The sequence below is a fragment of the Pseudomonas sp. PS01270 genome, assembly GCF_029959775.1.
Classification (GTDB): domain Bacteria; phylum Pseudomonadota; class Gammaproteobacteria; order Pseudomonadales; family Pseudomonadaceae; genus Aquipseudomonas; species Aquipseudomonas atacamensis.
This window is the reverse complement of sequence record NZ_JASCPT010000025.1, coordinates 35,590-53,248: the sequence shown is the minus strand read 5'-3', so window position 1 is coordinate 53,248 and position 17,659 is coordinate 35,590. Positions and strand designations below refer to the sequence as shown.

Here is a 17,659-nt window from a genome sequence, read left to right as displayed (position 1 = left end):
AGCGTCGGATCAGTCAATGCACTCATTGAATGACACACCGCTTTCGCGAGCAGGCTCGCTCCCACAGGGGATCCATTTTGCATTCAGGATTGGGCAAAAGCGTGCATAGAGTGTTGTTCACTATTGTTCATTGTCAATCACTCCGACTGTTCAAAAGTGTTCAGCTGTGAACGCCGCTTGCCCCCGTGAACACTGCTTCTCAAGACAAATCAAGCACTTGCCATTTCTGGCACGAATGTCGCTCTGTTGCTCCGGTCGCTTGACTCCAAAAATAACAAAGGCCGAGCCATGTCACTCACCCTGGAGCACGTCAGCCGTACCGTCGAGGGCCAGATCTGGATCGACGATGCGTGCCTGAAATTCGAACCCGGATCCTTCAACGTTCTGCTCGGGCGCACCCTGTCCGGCAAGACCAGCCTCATGCGCCTGATGGCCGGCCTCGACAAGCCCGACAGCGGCCGCGTGCTGATGAACGGCGTCGACGTTACCCAGCGCCCGGTGCGGCTGCGCAACGTGTCGATGGTCTATCAGCAGTTCATCAATTACCCGACCATGACCGTGTTCGAGAACATCGCCTCGCCACTGCGCCAGGCCGGTATTTCGAAAGAGATCATCCACAGCAAGGTGCAGGAAACCGCACGCATGCTGCGCATCGAGAAGTTCTTGCAGCGCTATCCGCTGGAGCTGTCCGGCGGGCAGCAACAGCGCACGGCCATGGCCCGCGCGCTGGTCAAGGATGCTGAACTGATCCTCTTCGACGAGCCGCTGGTCAACCTCGACTACAAGCTGCGCGAAGAGCTGCGTCAGGAAATGCGCGAGCTGTTCAAGGCCCGCCACACCATCGCCATCTACGCCACCACCGAGCCCAACGAAGCGCTGGCCCTCGGCGGCACCACCACCATCCTGCACGAAGGTCGGGTGATCCAGAGCGGGCCGTCGACCGAGGTCTATCACCAGCCGCAATCGGTGCTCGCCGCTGAATTGTTCTCCGAGCCGCCGATCAACCTCATGCCGGGACGCATTGCCGGCAACGAAGTCAGCTTTGCCAACTTCGTCCACTTCCCGCTGAACGTCGATCTGCGCCCGGTAGGCGAGGGCGAGTTCCGCTTCGGCGTGCGCCCGAGTCATATCTCGCTGGTGCCGAGCAACGATGATGATCTCGAACTGGCCGTGACCGTCGAGGTCGCCGAAATCAGCGGTTCGGAAACCTTCCTGCATGTGCGCAACGAGCATTTCCTGCTGGTGCTGCACTTGCCCGGGGTTCACGAATACGACGTCGATGCGCCGATCCGCATCTATATCCCGACCCACAAACTGTTCGTTTTCGATGCGCAGGGCCGTCTGGTGCAAGCACCGGGCCGGCGTGTCGCGAGGGTTGCCTGATGGCCGAAATCCGTTTGCAGCACCTCGCCCACAGCTACAGCAAAACCCCGAGCGGCGCGGAGGATTACGCGATCCGCGAGATGGATCACGTCTGGGAGCAGGGCGGCGCCTACGCCTTGCTCGGCCCGTCCGGTTGCGGCAAGTCGACCTTGCTCAACATCATTTCCGGCCTGCTCAGCCCGTCCCAGGGCCACGTGTTGTTTGACGGCAAAGCGGTCAACGACCTCACGCCGGAGAAGCGCAACATCGCCCAGGTTTTCCAGTTTCCGGTGGTCTACGACACCATGACCGTGTTCGACAACCTCGCTTTCCCGCTGCGTAATCAGGGCATGGCCGAGGCGAAAGTGCACAGCAAGGTGCAGGAAATTGCCGAAGTGCTCGATCTGCAGAATCTGCTGAGCAAGAAAGCGCGCAATCTCACCGCCGACGAAAAGCAGAAAGTCTCCATGGGCCGTGGCCTGGTGCGCGACGACGTCTCGGCAATCCTCTTCGATGAGCCGCTGACGGTGATCGACCCGCACCTGAAGTGGAAGCTGCGGCGCAAGCTCAAGCAGATCCACGAGCAGTTCAACATCACCATGGTCTACGTCACCCACGATCAACTGGAAGCCTCGACCTTCGCTGACAAGATCGCGGTGATGTACGGCGGTCAGATCGTCCAGTTCGGTACACCACGGGAATTGTTCGAGCGGCCGAGCCACACCTTTGTCGGCTATTTCATCGGCAGCCCGGGGATGAATCTGATCGAGGTGCAGCCGCAGCCCGGTGGCGTCGGTTTCGCCTCAACGCACCTGCCGTTATCCGACGCCTTGCAGCGCCATATCGAGCACGGCCAGTGGAAAAATCTCAAGGTCGGCATCCGCCCCGAGTTCATTCATGTGTGGGACGAGCCGTTTGACGACGCGATGCAGGCCGAAGTCGTACACGTCGAAGACCTCGGCACCTACAAGATCATGACCCTCAACCTCGACGGCGCACCGTTGAAGGTGCGTCTGGCTGAAGACAAACCGGTGCCTCAGGGCACGGCTTACATCAGCTTCCCGGCGCAATGGCTGATGGTCTATGCCGACGAATTTCTCCTGGAAGTCAGCGACGAGGAGGCGCAGCCATGAACAAAGTGCAGAACAACAAGGCCTGGTGGCTGGTGTTGCCGGTGTTCCTGCTGGTGGCGTTCAGTGCGGTGATCCCGATGATGACCGTGGTCAACTATTCGGTGCAGGACATCTTCGACCAGTCCAGCCGCTACTTCGTTGGTGCTGACTGGTACAAGCAAGTGTTGCTTGATCCGCGTCTGCACGACTCGCTGCTGCGCCAGTTCATCTATTCCGCCTGCGTGCTGCTGATTGAAATCCCGCTGGGCATCGCCGTCGCGCTGACCATGCCGACCAAGGGCCGCTGGTCCTCGGTGGTGCTGATCATTCTGGCGATTCCGCTGCTGATTCCGTGGAACGTGGTCGGCACCATTTGGCAGATCTTCGGCCGCGCCGACATCGGCCTGCTCGGTTCCAGCCTCAACGCGATGGGCATCAGCTACAACTACGCGGCCAACACCATGGACGCCTGGGTGACGGTGCTGGTGATGGACGTCTGGCACTGGACTTCACTGGTCGCGCTGCTGTGTTTCTCCGGTTTGCGAGCAATTCCCGACGTCTATTACCAGGCCGCGCGCATCGACCGCGCCTCGGCCTGGGCGGTGTTCCGCCACATTCAGTTGCCCAAGCTGAAAAGCGTGCTGCTGATCGCGGTGATGCTGCGCTTCATGGACAGTTTCATGATCTACACCGAGCCGTTCGTGCTCACCGGCGGCGGGCCGGGCAATGCCACGACCTTCTTGAGTCAGACGTTGACGCAGATGGCTGTAGGGCAATTCGACCTCGGTCCGGCAGCGGCGTTTTCGCTGGTGTACTTCCTGATCATCCTGTTGGTGTCCTGGCTGTTCTATACCGCCATGACGCACTCCGACGCCAACCGCTGAGGCCCGGCCATGAGCAAGAGAAAGCTTATTCCATTGCTGGTGTACATCCTGTTCCTGCTGGTGCCGATCTACTGGCTGCTGAACATGTCGTTCAAGAGCAACACCGAAATCCTCGGCGGCCTGACGCTTTTCCCACAGGAATTCACGCTGGCGAACTACAAGGTGATCTTCACTGATCCGAGTTGGTACACCGGCTATCTGAACTCGCTGTATTACGTCAGCCTCAACACGGTGATTTCCCTGAGCGTCGCGTTACCGGCGGCTTACGCGTTTTCACGCTATCGTTTCCTCGGCGACAAGCATCTGTTCTTCTGGCTGCTGACCAACCGCATGGCGCCGCCGGCGGTGTTTTTGCTGCCGTTCTTTCAGTTGTATTCGTCGATCGGCCTGTTCGACACGCACATCGCCGTGGCCTTGGCGCACTGCTTGTTCAACGTGCCGCTGGCGGTGTGGATTCTCGAAGGTTTCATGTCCGGCGTGCCCAAGGAGATCGACGAAACGGCCTACATCGACGGCTACAGTTTCCCCAAGTTCTTCGTGAAGATTTTCATCCCGTTGATCGGCTCCGGTATCGGCGTCACGGCGTTTTTCTGCTTCATGTTTTCCTGGGTCGAACTGCTGCTGGCGCGCACGCTGACCTCGGTCAACGCCAAGCCGATTGCGGCTGTGATGACGCGCACGGTGTCGGCATCGGGGATCGATTGGGGCGTGCTGGCAGCAGCGGGGGTGTTGACCATCCTGCCGGGCATGCTGGTGATCTGGTTTGTGCGCAACCACGTGGCCAAGGGCTTTGCCCTCGGTCGAGTCTGAGGAGCTGATGATGGAATGGATGAGCTGGACGACACCGACCGCCGCGTTCTTCATCGGCATCGGTCTGATTCTGGTGGGCATGACCACCTGGGAATTGCGCTCGCCGAGCATTCTGCGGCGCGGGTTTCTGCCGATTGCCACCACCCGTGGCGATCGCTTGTTTATCGGTCTTCTCGGCAGCGCCTACCTGCATTTGCTGGTAATCGGCGTCACCGACTGGAGCATCTGGGTGGCGTCCGCGTTGTCCTTGGTGTGGCTGTTGGCTGTGATGCGTTGGGGCTAGTCGAATCGTTCGGCAACGCGGCTCCACAACTTAAACAGGAGGTCTCTATGTTCGATAAAAACAATAAGCTGCGACATAGCATTTCATTGGCAGCCATGCTGGCACTCAGCGGTTTGAGCGCATCTGCCTGGGCCGACGCCTACGAAGATGCTGCAAAAAAATGGATCGGCAGCGAGTTCAAGCCCTCGACCCTGACGGCCGAACAGCAGCTCGAAGAACTGAAGTGGTTCATCAAGGCCGCCGAGCCGTTTCGCGGCATGGACATCAAGGTCGTTTCCGAGACCCTGACCACCCACGAATACGAGTCCAAGGTGCTGGCCAAGGCCTTCAGCGAAATCACCGGGATCAAACTTACCCACGACCTGCTGCAGGAAGGCGACGTGGTCGAGAAAATGCAGACGGTGATGCAGTCGGACAAGAACATCTACGACGGCTGGGTCAACGACTCTGACCTGATCGGCACGCACTTTCGCTACGGCAAGACCGAATCGATCACCGACCTGATGGCCAACGAAGGCAAGAATTTCACCTCGCCAACTCTCGACATCAAGGACTTCATCGGCATTTCCTTCACTACTGCGCCGGACGGCAAGATCTATCAACTGCCCGACCAGCAATTCGCCAACCTGTACTGGTTCCGTGCCGACTGGTTCGAGCGCGCTGATCTGAAAGCCAAGTTCAAGGAGAAGTACGGTTACGAGTTGGGCGTGCCAGTGAACTGGTCGGCCTATGAAGACATCGCCAAATTCTTCAGCGAAGACGTCAAGGAAATCGACGGCAAACGCGTCTACGGCCACATGGATTACGGCAAAAAAGACCCGTCGCTGGGCTGGCGCTTCACCGACGCCTGGTTCTCCATGGCCGGTGGCGGTGACAAGGGACTGCCCAACGGTTTGCCGGTGGACGAGTGGGGCATCCGCGTCGAGGACTGTCATCCCGTCGGTTCAAGCGTGACCCGTGGCGGCGACACCAACGGCCCGGCGGCCGTGTTTGCCACCACCAAATACGTCGACTGGCTGAAGAAATACGCGCCACCGGAAGCGGCCGGCATGACTTTCTCCGAGTCCGGCCCGGTGCCGTCGCAGGGCAACATTGCCCAGCAGATCTTTTGGTACACCGCGTTCACCGCCGACATGACCAAACCCGGCCTGCCGGTGGTCAACGCCGACGGCACGCCGAAATGGCGCATGGCGCCGTCGCCTAAAGGCCCGTATTGGGAAGAAGGCATGAAGCTCGGCTATCAGGATGTGGGGTCGTGGACGTTCATGAAATCCACGCCTGAGAAACAGAAACTCGCGGCGTGGCTGTACGCGCAGTTCGTCACGTCGAAAACTGTTTCGCTGAAGAAAACCATTGTCGGTCTGACACCTATTCGCGAGTCGGACATCAACTCGCAGGCCATGACCGATCTGGCGCCGAAACTCGGTGGTCTGGTCGAGTTCTATCGCAGCCCGGCCCGTGTGCAATGGTCGCCGACCGGCACCAACGTGCCCGACTATCCACGTCTCGCTCAGCTGTGGTGGAGCCATATCGCCGAAGCGGCCAGCGGCGAGAAAACACCGCAACAAGCGCTTGATGGCCTGGCCAAGGATCAGGACCGCATCATGGAACGCCTCGAGCGCTCCAAGGCCCAGGCCACTTGCGCACCAAAAATGAACCCGGAACGCGATGCGCAATACTGGTTCGATCAACCGGGCGCACCGAAGCCGAAACTGGCCAACGAGAAGCCGAAGGGCGAAACCGTGAGCTATAGCGAACTGCTGAAATCCTGGGCGGATGCGCGCAAGTGATGTTGGAAATGTGAGAAGCGAACGGCACCGGAAGGTGCCGTTTTTTTTGCTGCCTGATCTGCGGCTTTCGCGAGCAGGCTCGCTCTCACAGGACCTAAGGTGTCATCGGATGTTTTGAGCAGACCTATCCATTGTGTGAGCGAGCCTGCTCGCGAAAGCGATGTGCAAAACACAATGATGTCGACTGACTTGCCACCGCCGGGTCAGACCAGAACGGCCAGATCGGTGTACTGAGCCACCAAAGGATCAGCCGTGAGCAGCTTCATCGGCTCGGTCATTGCTGTGGCCACAATAATGCGGTCAAACGGATCCCGGTGATGGTGTTCAAGATCTTTCACCGCAATCGCGTGTTCTGCGCTCACTGGCAATTCAATAAACCCGCTATCAATGCAATATTGACGGATTTCTTCTAGGTCGACATTCAGCTTTCCAAGTCCGACCTTGATCGCCATTTCCCAGAATGTTGCCGCGCTCACGTAGATATCAGCTGCATTTTCAATGATTTTTCTGGCTTTGGTGGTCAGTCTGGCATCATCACTTAGCGTCCAGAGCAGAATATGCGTGTCAAGCAGAAGCCTCATGCCTGCGTGCCTTCAAATGCATCCAATATTTCGTCGGAAAGAGGTGAGTCGAAATCTTGGGGCAGTACGAGTTTGCCCTTCATCGCGCCAATGCGCTGTGCGCTGGATCTCCCTATCGGAACAAGACGAGCCATCGCCCGCCCATGCTTGGCAATCGTGATGACTTGGCCAGCAGCGGCATCATCGACGAGTTTCGATAAATTGTTTTTGGCCTCAGCCAGCGGAACGATGATCATCAGCTCACCTCTGTATTCTGGATAAATATAGCCAGAATATTTCAGCGCTGCAAAGTCGCGCCAATGCTCCGTGCAGCCAAGCGTCCTATCCGTCGACCTGCGCTGATAGTGCAGTTGCGCAACATTGCATTGTCGCTGGGCAGCCAAAGCATCGACACCCTCCATCAACTCACAAAAGATATCTCGTTTCATTACCCGCCTCGATTCAATATCCACCTGCCAGGGCACCTACCTTAGAACTGTTCTCCGGGGTTGGCTGTAGGACGAAACGGAGGTTAAGGAGAGAGCTTTCGGAGTTTGTATAAGGATGCGAGTGGGCCGGTAAAATATCGTACAAAACGCTTTCATGCTGTATCCAGAACCCAGGCAGTACACGAGACTGCAGGAGCGATGCACCCGGATGCTATGAGCCACACACACACCTGTGGGAGCGGGCTTGCCCGCGATGACGCTTGCACAAACGCCGGCGATATCGACTTCTGCTACAAACAAAAAACGGCACCCGAAGGTGCCGTTTTCATTTCCAGCCAGATTAGCCGAGCAATCAGCCCGCCAGACCCGCCTGTTGTACCAGCACCAGCAATGGCTGCGGGTATACGCCCAGGAAGAATGCGACCAGGGCGATGGCCAGCAGCATCACGCCGCCTGCCTTCTGTTCCCAGTGCAGCTGGGCGTCGTGGCGACGCAGGTTAGGCTCGATCAGGTACAGGGTGACCATCACGCGCAGGTAGTAGAAAACGCCGATGGCGCTGCCCAGTACCAGTGCGCCGACCAGCCACCACTGACGCGTTTCGACGCCGCTGGCGATGATGTAGAACTTGCCGATGAAGCCGGCGGTCAGCGGGATGCCGGCCAGGGACAGCATCATCACGGTGAGCACGGCGGTCAGGTACGGACGGCGCCAGAACAGGCCGCGGTACTCGTACAGGGCGTCGGCGTCGCGGCCGTTGTACGGCGACGACATCAGGGTGATCACGCCGAACGCGCCGAGGCTGGTGATGACATAAGTCACCAGATAGACGCCGATGGCTTCCACCGCCAGACCCTTGCTCGCCACCAATGCGATCAGCAGATAGCCGAAGTGCGCAATGGACGAGTAACCGAGCAGACGCTTGAGGTTGCTCTGGGTCAGGGCCAGCAGGTTACCGAACAGGATCGAGGCGACCGCGATAACGCTGAGCACATCGCTCAGCACACCACTGCTGGCAGCAGGGGAGAGCTGGAACAGACGCACCATCACCGCAAACACTGCGACCTTCGAAGCGGTAGCGAGGAACGCCGCCACCGGTGCCGGTGCACCTTCGTAGACGTCCGGCGTCCACAGGTGGAACGGTACCAGCGACAGCTTGAACGCCAGACCGATGAGCATCATGCCCAGGCCCAGTTGCGCCAGCGGGCTTGGCAGGCCAGTCGCGGCCAGGGCCTGACCGATGCCGACGAAGCTCAGCGAACCGGCGTCGGCGTAGAGCAGCGCCATACCGAACAGCAGGAACGCGGAACCGGCGGCCGACAGCACCATGTACTTGATGCCGGCTTCCAGCGAACGCTTGTTGAAGAAGGCGTAAGCCACCAGACCGTAGACCGGTACCGAGAGCAGTTCCAGACCGATAAACAACCCGGCCAGGTGCTGCGCGCTGACCAGGACCAGACCACCGGCGGCGGCCATCAGGATCAGCAGATACAGTTCTTCGCGGTTGCCCGGGTAACCCGAACCGCCATCACCCAGATAGGCGTGGGCAAGGGTGACGCAGGCGAGGGTGGCGACCAGGATCATCGCCATGTACAGGCAGGCGAAGGCATCGATTTGCAGCAATGGGGTCACGGCCAGAGGCGCGACTTTCAACGCAGGCAGGATCGACAGCAGGGCCAGGTTCAGACCCGCCACCGAAATCAGGAAGGTCTGCGAGTGGTTGCGGCGCCAGGCGATTGCCAGCATCACCACGATAATGGTGAGGCTGGTGATCAACAGTGGCGCAAGCGCAATAAAGTGTTGAATCGTGAATTCCATAGCGCTCTTACCGGGCCGAAGCGAGTTGAGAGAAGGCGGTGCCGAGCCACTGCTGCACGCCATGCATGGTGGCGGCAGAGGTGTCGAGGAACGGTTGCGGGTAGACGCCGAGATAAATCAGCAACACCGCCAGACCGAGCACCATGATCAGTTCGCGCGCGTCCATGCCGTGCAGCACCGCGTCGGATTTCGACGGGCCGAAGTAGGCACGGTGGATCATGATCAGCGAGTAGACCGAACCGAACACCAGACCGGACGTGGCAATCGCCGTGACCCATGGAGCGCTGGCGAAGGAGCCAATCAGGATCAGGAATTCGCCGACGAAGTTACCGGTGCCCGGCAAGCCCAGCGACGCCGCAGCGAAGAACAGGCTGATCGCCGGCAGGTAAGCGATACGCGACCACAGACCGCCCATCTCACGCATGTCACGAGTGTGCAGACGCTCGTACAACTGACCGCTGAGGATAAACAGTGCCGCTGCCGACAGACCGTGCGCCAGCATCTGGATCACTGCGCCTTGCAGCGCCAGTTGGCTGCCGGAGTAGATACCGATCAACACGAAGCCCATGTGGGAAACGGAAGAGAAGGCAATCAGACGCTTGATGTCGGTTTGTGCGAACGCGAGGAACGCGCCGTAGAAGATCCCGATCAGACCCAGGGTCATGGCGACCGGCGCGAACTCGGCCGAAGCGTTCGGGAACAGCGGCAGGGCGAAACGCAGCAGACCGTAGGCCGCGGTTTTCAGCAGGATACCGGCGAGGTCGACGGAACCGGCAGTCGGTGCCTGGGCGTGAGCATCAGGCAGCCAGGAGTGGAACGGTACGACGGGCAGCTTGACCGCGAAGGCGATGAAGAAGCCGAGCATCAGAATGTACTCGGTGGTCATCGACATCTTGGTTTTCAACAGGTCGGCGTAGTTGAAGGTGATCACGCCGGTGTTGTTGAAGTTGACCAGCACCAGACCGAGGATCGCCACCAGCATGATCAGGCCGGACGCCTGAGTGAAGATGAAGAACTTGGTCGCTGCATAGATCCGGGTTTTCTTGCCGTCCGAAGAACTGTGACCCCAGAGCGCGATGAGGAAGTACATCGGCACCAGCATCATTTCCCAGAAGAAGAAGAACATGAACAGGTCGAGGGCGAGGAACACGCCGACCACACCGCCCAGGATCCACATCAGGTTGAGGTGGAAGAAGCCAACGTGACGTTGGATTTCTTTCCACGAGCAGAGTACCGAGAGGATACCCAGCAGGCCGGTAAGCAGGATCATCAACAGCGACAGGCCGTCGAGGGCCAGGTGCACGTTGATGCCGAAACGCTGGATCCAGACATGCTTGAACTCAAGCGCCCAGGTCGGATCGGCGCCCGGCGCCGGTGCGAATGAATAGTCACCGTGGGCCCACAGCCAGAGGCCGAGCGCGAGTTCCAGGGTCATGGTCAACAGCGCAATCCAGCGCGGGAGGGTAGCGCCGAAGCGCTCACCCATCCAGCACAGCAGGCCGCCGATGAAGGGGATCAGGATTAGCCAAGGCAGAATCATGACGGGCTCGTTTCCTTTCGCAAATTCGCAAGGTTCATATCAGACCGCTACCAGCACGATGGCGCCGATCACCAGCACGGCACCAGCAGCCATCGAGGCGGCGTACCAACGCAGTTGACCGGTCTCGGTGCGGCTCAGGGCAGTGTGACCACCCTTGGCCATACGCGGGATCAGACCGATGGTCTGGTCGAGCGGGTCTTTGCGCAGTACATGGCTGATCGCAAGGTACGGCTTGACGAACAGTTTGTCGTAGATCCAGTCGAAGCCCCAGGCAGCGAACCACCAGGCCGAAAGGAAACGGCCGATGCCGCTGTTGGCGATCGCCGTGACGAAGCGACGCTTGCCAAGGAACAGCAGCGCTGCCAGCAGGATACCGGCCAGGGCGATGGCGCCCGAGGCGATTTCCAGACTGTGCTTGGCTTCGCCACCGGCATGGCCGACGCTTTGCGGCAGTACGCCGTGCAGCGGTGGCACGATCATCGCGCCGACGAAAGTCGACAGCACGATCAACACCGACAGTGGCAGCCAGTGGGCAATGCCGTGGCCGGCGTGGGCTTCGGTCTTGGCTTCACCGTGGAACGCGATGAAGATCAGGCGGAAGGTGTACAGCGACGTCATGAACGCACCGACCAGACCTGCGTAAAGCAGACCCTGGTTGCCGCTGGCGAACGCTTCCCAGAGGATTTCGTCCTTGGAGTAGAAGCCAGCGGTAACCAGTGGCAGAGCGGCCAGTGCAGCACCGCCGACGATGAAGCTGGCGTAGGCCAGTGGCAATTTCTTCCACAGACCGCCCATCTTGAAGATGTTCTGCTCGTGGTGGCAGGCAACGATCACCGCACCGGAAGCAAGGAACAGCAGGGCCTTGAAGAAGGCGTGGGTCATCAGGTGGAAGATCGCGCCTTCCCAGGCGCCAACGCCCAGCGCCAGGAACATGTAGCCGATCTGGCTCATGGTCGAGTAGGCGAGGATACGTTTGATGTCGGTCTGCACCAGCGCGGCAAAACCGGCCAGTACCAGGGTCACGCCACCGACGATGCCGACGAGGTGCAGGATGTCCGGCGCCAAGGCAAACAGACCATGGGTACGGGCGATCAGGTAGACACCGGCGGTGACCATGGTCGCGGCGTGGATCAGTGCCGAAACCGGGGTAGGGCCGGCCATCGCATCCGCGAGCCAGGTTTGCAGCGGCAGTTGCGCCGATTTACCGACAGCACCACCGAGCAGCATCAGGGTTGCCAGAACGATCCAGAAGTCGCCGACCTTGAAGTGCTCCGGCGCACGTACCAGCAGTTCCTGGACGTTCAGCGTGCCCAGTTGCTGGAACAGGATGAACAGGCCGATGGCCATGAACACGTCGCCGATGCGGGTGACGATGAATGCCTTGAGTGCCGCATTACCGTTGTTGCGGTTGCTGTAGTAGAAACCGATCAACAGGTACGAGCACAGGCCCACGCCTTCCCAGCCGAAGTAGATGAACAGCAGGTTATCGCCGAGGATCAGGAACAGCATGCTGGCGATGAACAGGTTGGTGTACGAGAAGAAGCGCGAGTAACCGTCTTCGCCACGCATGTACCAGGACGCGAACAGGTGGATCAGGAAGCCGACGCCGACGACCACACCGAGCATGGTCACCGACAGGCCATCCAGGTACAGCGCGAAGTTCGGCTGGAAACCTTCCACCGACATCCAGCGCCACAGCACCTGGGTGTACACGCCACCCTCCGGCGGTGCGACGTTGAATTGCCAGATCACGTAAGCGGTGACGATGGCCGACAGGCCGATCGAACCGACACCGATCAGCGCCGAGAGGTTTTCCGAGAAGCGGCCGCGCGAGAACGACAGCAACAGGAACCCGATCAGAGGGAATACGAAAGTCAGAAAGAGTAGGTTCATCCGCGCATCTCACTGGCAGCGTCGATATCGAGCGTGTGGAAGCGGCGATACAGTTGCAGCAGGATCGCCAGGCCAATACTGGCCTCGGCTGCGGCAAGGCTGATCACCAGGATGAACATGATCTGTCCATCCGGCTGCGCCCAGCGGGCGCCCGCAACGATGAAGGCCAGGGCAGAGGCGTTCATCATCACTTCCAGGCTCATCAACACGAACAAAATGTTGCGGCGGACCATCAGGCCGACCAGACCAAGGCAGAACAGGATGCCGGCGACGGCCAGTCCATGTTCGAGAGGGATAGCAGGCATGTCTTACTCCTTCGCCTCGTTACGGCCCAAATGGAACGCCGTGACGGCTGCGGCGAGCAGCAGCATCGAGGCGAGTTCGACCACCAGCAGGTACGGGCCGAACAGGCTGATGCCCACGGCTTTCGCGTCTACGGTGGTGTGGCCGATGGCCTGACCGCTCTGGTGAGCGAACAGCACATACAGCAGTTCGGCCAGCAGCAGTGCGGCAAGAATCACCGGTCCTGCCCAGATGCCGGGCTTGAGCCAGGTGCGTTCCTGCTGCACCGAGGCGGGACCCAGGTTGAGCATCATCACCACGAACACGAACAGCACCATGATGGCGCCGGCGTAGGCGATCACTTCCAGCACACCGGCAAACGGCGCGCCGAGGGCGAAGAAGGTCATGGCCACGGCGATCAACGAGATGATCAGGTAGAGCAGGGCGTGCACAGGGTTGGTGTTGGTGACCACACGCAGCGTGGACACCACAGCAATACCCGATGCGAAATAGAAAGCGAATTCCATCGTTCTTCCTTAAGGCAGCAAGCTCTTCACGTTGATCGGTTCGGCTTCGTTCTGCGCAGCGCCTTTCGGCTTGCCAGCGATTGCCATACCTGCAACACGATAGAAGTTGTAATCAGGGTTTTTGCCGGGGCCGGAGATCAAAAGATCTTCTTTCTCGTACACCAGGTCCTGACGTTTGAACTCGGCCATCTCGAAATCCGGGGTCAGCTGGATCGCGGTGGTCGGGCAGGCTTCCTCGCAGAGACCGCAGAAAATGCAGCGCGAGAAGTTGATCCGGAAGAAGTCCGGGTACCAGCGACCGTCTTCGGTTTCAGCTTTCTGCAGCGAGATGCAACCCACCGGGCAGGCCACGGCGCACAGGTTGCAGGCTACGCAGCGTTCTTCGCCATCGGGGTCGCGGGTCAGGACGATGCGGCCACGGTAACGCGGCGGCAGGTAGACCTGCTCCTCGGGGTATTGCAGGGTGTCGCGCTTGCGAAAGCCATGGCCGAAGACCATGACCAGGCTGCGCAACTGGGTACCGGTACCCTTAACGATGTCGCCAATATATTTGAACATGGGTCAAATCCTCACTGAACCGCAACCGCAGGCGTGTTCATCAACACAACCGCAGCGGTCACCAGCAAATTGATCAGGGTCAGTGGCAGGCAGAATTTCCAGCTGAAATCCATCACCTGGTCATAACGCGGACGCGGGATGGAAGCGCGCAGCAGGATGAACAGCATGATGAAGAACGCGGTCTTCAGTGCGAACCAGACGAAGGACAGTTGCGGCAGGATGCCGAACGGACCGTGCCAGCCACCGAAGAACAGGGTGACCAGCAGCGCCGAGATCAGGATGATGCCGATGTATTCACCGACGAAGAACATGCCCCATTTCATACCGGCGTATTCAATGTGGTAACCGTCGGCCAGTTCCTGTTCCGCTTCCGGCTGGTCGAACGGGTGACGGTGAGTCACGGCGACGCCAGCGATGAAGAAGGTACAGAAGCCGAAGAACTGCGGAATGATGAACCACAGGTTCTGCGCCTGGTACTCAACGATGTCGCGCATGTTGAACGAACCGACCTGCACCACAATGCCCATCAGGGCCAGGCCCATGAACACTTCGTAGGACACGGTCTGTGCCGAGGCACGCAAGCTGCCGAGCAGGGCGAACTTGTTGTTGCTCGACCAGCCGGCGAACAGCACCGCGTACACCGACAGACCGGCCATGGCGAAGAAGAACAGCAGGCCGATGTTCAGATCCGCCACGCCCCAGGTCGGGGTGATCGGGATGATCGCGAAGGCGATCAGCAGGGCGGACATGGCCACCACCGGTGCCAAAGTGAAGATCACCTTGTCGGCAAATGGCGGGGTCCAGTCTTCCTTGAAGAACATCTTCAGCATGTCGGCGGCGATCTGGAACATGCCGAACGGGCCAACGCGGTTCGGACCGTAACGGTCCTGCCACCAGCCCAGCAGGCGACGTTCGACAAAGCTGAGCAAGGCGCCCGCGACCACCACGGCCAGCAGGATCACGATGGCTTTGATGACCGTCAGGATCACATCGATCACTTCAGGGGTGAACCAGGTCATTGCGCTGCCTCCTGCAGACCGTCGACGGACACGCCGGCGAATGCCGGTGGAATGCCGGCGATGCCCGCAGGCAATGCCACCAGACCGGCGCCCAGTTCTTCATTGATGCGCAGCGGCAGACGCAATGTCTGACCGGCCACGTTCAGGCTCAGCAGGGCACCGTCGTTGACGCCGAGGCGATCCGCTTCGGATTTCGCCAGCGCGACGTAAGGTGCCGGAATGCGTTCCTGTACCGGGGCGGCTTTCGAAGAGTTTTCTTCGCTGCCGAACAGGTGGAAGAACGGCACGGCTTGCCATGTACCCGGCGCCGGGTTGAATGCGCGCGGAGCAGCAGCGAACCAGTTCAGCGAGTCGCCAGTGCTTTCGATCAGGCGTGTGCCCGGGTCGCCAGCGCGCAGATGACCACCGACTTCGTCCTGGAACTTGTTCCACGCTTGTGGCGAGTTCCAGCCCGGCGACCATGCGAATGGCACCTGCTGACGCGGTTCGGCGGAGCCCGAGTAACCTTCCATGGAGAAGGCGAACGCGGTGTCCTGGTCTTGCGGGGTGCGTGGTTCGTGAACGCTGATGTCGGCGCGCATGGCGGTGCGACCGGAATAACGCAGTGGCTCACGGGCCAGTTTCAGACCCTTGATGCGGAACGCGGCCGATGGGGCTGCGTCGACGATACGCGCCAGTTGCGCGGTGCTCGAGGCAACGGCAGCGGTGACGTGGTCAAGTTGCGTCCAGTCGATCGGCTGGTTCAGCAGGGTCGAGCGCAGGGCGTGCAGCCAGCGCCAGCCTTCGTGCACCAGAATGCTCGCGTCCAGGTATTGCGGATCGAAAACCTGGAAGAAACGCTGGGCGCGGCCTTCCTGGCTGACCAGCGTGCCGTCGCCCTCGGCGAAGCTTGCCGCTGGCAGAACCAGGTGCGCGCGATCGGTGGTGGCGGTTTTCTGATGGTCGGCAACGATCACTACTTTCGCGGCGTTCAGTGCGGCATCGACCTTGGCTTTGGCGGTGCGGGTGTACAGATCGTTTTCCAGCACGACGATAGCGTCGGCCTTGCCATCGATGACCGCTTGCAGCGCGGCGTCGACCGATTCGCCACCGAGCATGGCCAGACCGAGGCTGTTGGCTTCCGGCACGATCAGGCTGATCGAACCGTTCTTCTCGCGCAGCTTCAGGGCTTTGGCGATGTTCGCGGCAGCTTCGATCAGGGCTTTGGAGCCCAGCGAAGTACCGGCGATGATCAGCGGACGCTTGGCGGCGAGCAGGGCATCGGCGATGCGCTGCGCCAGTTCCAGGGCTTCGGTGTCCAGACCTTCAACGGCCGGGGCACTGGCGTCCAGCGCGTGAGCCACGGCGAAACCGATGCGCGCCAGATCATCCGGAGCTGCGTGTACGCATTCTTCAGCGACGTCGTCGAGCTTGGTTTCGGCGAGGCTGGCGATGAACAGCGGGTTCAGCGCGTGCTGGCCGATGTTCTTCACCGCCGCGTCGAGCCAAGGCTGGACGCGCATGGCTTCGGCCATGTCTTCAGCCTTGCCCTTGACCGACTGACGCAGAGCCAGCGCCATGCGCGCGGCGGTCTGGGTCAGGTCTTCGCCGAGGACGAAGATCGCGTCGTGATCTTCGATCTCGCGCATGTTCGGCACTGGCAGCGGGCTGTCGTTCAGCACCTGCAGGACCAGACGGATGCGCTCCAGCTCGGAGGCTTCGATACCCGAATAGAAGTGCTCGGCACCAACCAGTTCGCGCAACGCGTAGTTGCTTTCGAGGCTGGCACGCGGCGAACCGATGCCGACGATGTTGCGTCCGCGCAGCAGGTCGGCGGCTTTGTCCAGCGCAGCGTCGAGGCTGAGCTTGGTGCCATCGGCCAGCAGCGGCTGACGTGGACGGTCGGTGCGGTTCACGTAGCCATAACCGAAACGGCCACGGTCGCAGAGGAAGTACTGGTTAACCGAACCGTTGAAACGGTTTTCGATGCGACGCAGTTCACCGTAACGCTCGCCCGGGGAAATGTTGCAACCGCTCGAGCAGCCATGGCAGATGCTCGGCGCGAACTGCATGTCCCACTTGCGGTTGTAGCGCTCGGAGTGAGTCTTGTCGGTGAACACACCGGTCGGGCAGACCTCGGTGAGGTTGCCGGAGAACTCGCTTTCGAGGGTGCCGTCCTCAACGCGACCGAAGTACACGTTGTCGTGGGCGCCGAATACACCGAGGTCAGTGCCGCCGGCGTAGTCCTTGTAGAAACGCACGCAGCGGTAGCAAGCAATGCAGCGGTTCATTTCGTGGGAAATGAACGGGCCGAGTTGCTGGTTCTGGTGGGTGCGTTTGCTGAAGCGATAACGGCGCTCGTTGTGGCCGGTCATCACTGTCATGTCTTGCAGGTGGCAGTGACCGCCTTCCTCGCACACCGGGCAGTCGTGCGGGTGGTTGGTCATCAGCCATTCGACAACGCTGGCGCGGAACGCCTTGGATTCTTCATCGTCGATGGAGATCCAGGTGTTGTCGGTGGCGGGGGTCATGCAGGACATGACGATACGACCACGGGTGTCGTTCTCGTCGGTGTACTGCTTGACCGCGCACTGGCGGCAGGCTCCGACGCTACCGAGCGCGGGGTGCCAGCAGAAATATGGAATGTCGAGGCCCAGCGACAGACATGCCTGTAACAGGTTGTCTGCCCCGTCGACTTCGAGCGCTTTGCCGTCTACGTGGATAGTGGCCATGGTTCAAAGGTCTTCGTTGGCCCGGTGTCAGCGGGCGTGGCTAATGGAATCTTGTTATGCGTC

At 60.1% G+C, this 17,659-nt stretch carries 16 protein-coding genes; 6 read left to right on the top strand and 10 right to left on the bottom strand.

Annotated elements, in window-relative coordinates; genetic code table 11:
* Positions 1–288 precede the first annotated feature (288 nt).
* From QMX86_RS10520 to QMX86_RS10495, 6 genes are read left to right on the top strand one after another with little or no spacing between them, the layout of a single operon-like run.
* On the top strand, positions 289–1,383 hold the full coding sequence (locus QMX86_RS10520; RefSeq protein ID WP_016775291.1) for an ABC transporter ATP-binding protein: 1,095 nt from the start codon (positions 289–291) through the stop codon (positions 1,381–1,383).
* Positions 1,383–2,495, top strand: coding sequence for an ABC transporter ATP-binding protein (locus tag QMX86_RS10515; RefSeq protein ID WP_073471307.1), 1,113 nt, complete (start codon positions 1,383–1,385; stop codon positions 2,493–2,495). Before QMX86_RS10520 ends, QMX86_RS10515 begins: the two co-directional genes overlap by 1 nt.
* Positions 2,492–3,358: a sugar ABC transporter permease gene (locus QMX86_RS10510; RefSeq protein WP_007912484.1), complete on the top strand. Its 867-nt coding sequence runs from the start codon at positions 2,492–2,494 to the stop codon at positions 3,356–3,358. Before QMX86_RS10515 ends, QMX86_RS10510 begins: the two co-directional genes overlap by 4 nt.
* A 9-nt stretch (positions 3,359–3,367) precedes the next feature.
* Positions 3,368–4,168, top strand: coding sequence for a carbohydrate ABC transporter permease (locus QMX86_RS10505; protein WP_041477086.1), 801 nt, complete (start codon positions 3,368–3,370; stop codon positions 4,166–4,168).
* Between the two features lie 10 nt (positions 4,169–4,178).
* Positions 4,179–4,451: a DUF2160 domain-containing protein gene (locus QMX86_RS10500; RefSeq protein ID WP_038861868.1), complete on the top strand. Its 273-nt coding sequence runs from the start codon at positions 4,179–4,181 to the stop codon at positions 4,449–4,451.
* Positions 4,452–4,498: 47 nt separating this feature from the next.
* Positions 4,499–6,241, top strand: a complete 1,743-nt coding sequence (locus tag QMX86_RS10495; RefSeq protein WP_016775286.1) for an ABC transporter substrate-binding protein — start codon at positions 4,499–4,501, stop codon at positions 6,239–6,241.
* 203 nt (positions 6,242–6,444) lie between these two features.
* On the opposite strand, the gene QMX86_RS10490 is transcribed toward QMX86_RS10495, so the two are convergent.
* The 10 genes from QMX86_RS10490 to nuoG all read right to left on the bottom strand — a co-directional run bounded on the left by QMX86_RS10490 (position 6,445) and on the right by nuoG (position 17,596).
* Positions 6,445–6,822, bottom strand: coding sequence for a type II toxin-antitoxin system VapC family toxin (locus tag QMX86_RS10490; RefSeq protein ID WP_110645494.1), 378 nt, complete (start codon positions 6,820–6,822; stop codon positions 6,445–6,447).
* Positions 6,819–7,250, bottom strand: a complete 432-nt coding sequence (locus tag QMX86_RS10485) for a type II toxin-antitoxin system prevent-host-death family antitoxin (RefSeq protein WP_163032913.1) — start codon at positions 7,248–7,250, stop codon at positions 6,819–6,821. Before QMX86_RS10485 ends, QMX86_RS10490 begins: the two co-directional genes overlap by 4 nt.
* Before the next feature lie 352 nt (positions 7,251–7,602).
* Positions 7,603–9,066 (bottom strand): NADH-quinone oxidoreductase subunit NuoN, encoded by a 1,464-nt coding sequence (gene nuoN / locus QMX86_RS10480; RefSeq protein ID WP_024013420.1) that lies wholly within the window; start codon positions 9,064–9,066, stop codon positions 7,603–7,605.
* A gap of 7 nt (positions 9,067–9,073) precedes the next feature.
* Positions 9,074–10,606, bottom strand: a complete 1,533-nt coding sequence (nuoM, locus tag QMX86_RS10475; protein WP_282385868.1) for an NADH-quinone oxidoreductase subunit M — start codon at positions 10,604–10,606, stop codon at positions 9,074–9,076.
* 39 nt (positions 10,607–10,645) lie between these two features.
* Positions 10,646–12,499, bottom strand: a complete 1,854-nt coding sequence (gene nuoL, locus QMX86_RS10470) for an NADH-quinone oxidoreductase subunit L (protein ID WP_024013419.1) — start codon at positions 12,497–12,499, stop codon at positions 10,646–10,648.
* Positions 12,496–12,804, bottom strand: a complete 309-nt coding sequence (nuoK, locus tag QMX86_RS10465; RefSeq protein WP_003180046.1) for an NADH-quinone oxidoreductase subunit NuoK — start codon at positions 12,802–12,804, stop codon at positions 12,496–12,498. Before nuoK ends, nuoL begins: the two co-directional genes overlap by 4 nt.
* Positions 12,805–12,807: 3 nt before the next feature.
* Positions 12,808–13,308, bottom strand: coding sequence for an NADH-quinone oxidoreductase subunit J (gene nuoJ / locus QMX86_RS10460; protein WP_007951462.1), 501 nt, complete (start codon positions 13,306–13,308; stop codon positions 12,808–12,810).
* A gap of 9 nt (positions 13,309–13,317) precedes the next feature.
* Positions 13,318–13,866 carry an NADH-quinone oxidoreductase subunit NuoI gene (gene nuoI / locus QMX86_RS10455; RefSeq protein ID WP_016775283.1) on the bottom strand — a complete coding sequence of 183 codons (549 nt, stop codon included), beginning with the start codon at positions 13,864–13,866 and terminating at the stop codon, positions 13,318–13,320.
* Positions 13,867–13,877: 11 nt separating this feature from the next.
* Positions 13,878–14,885: an NADH-quinone oxidoreductase subunit NuoH gene (gene nuoH / locus QMX86_RS10450; protein WP_016775282.1), complete on the bottom strand. Its 1,008-nt coding sequence runs from the start codon at positions 14,883–14,885 to the stop codon at positions 13,878–13,880.
* Positions 14,882–17,596, bottom strand: coding sequence for an NADH-quinone oxidoreductase subunit NuoG (nuoG, locus tag QMX86_RS10445; protein ID WP_282385866.1), 2,715 nt, complete (start codon positions 17,594–17,596; stop codon positions 14,882–14,884). The genes nuoH and nuoG overlap by 4 nt, the downstream gene beginning before the upstream one ends.
* Positions 17,597–17,659: the final 63 nt, after the last annotated feature.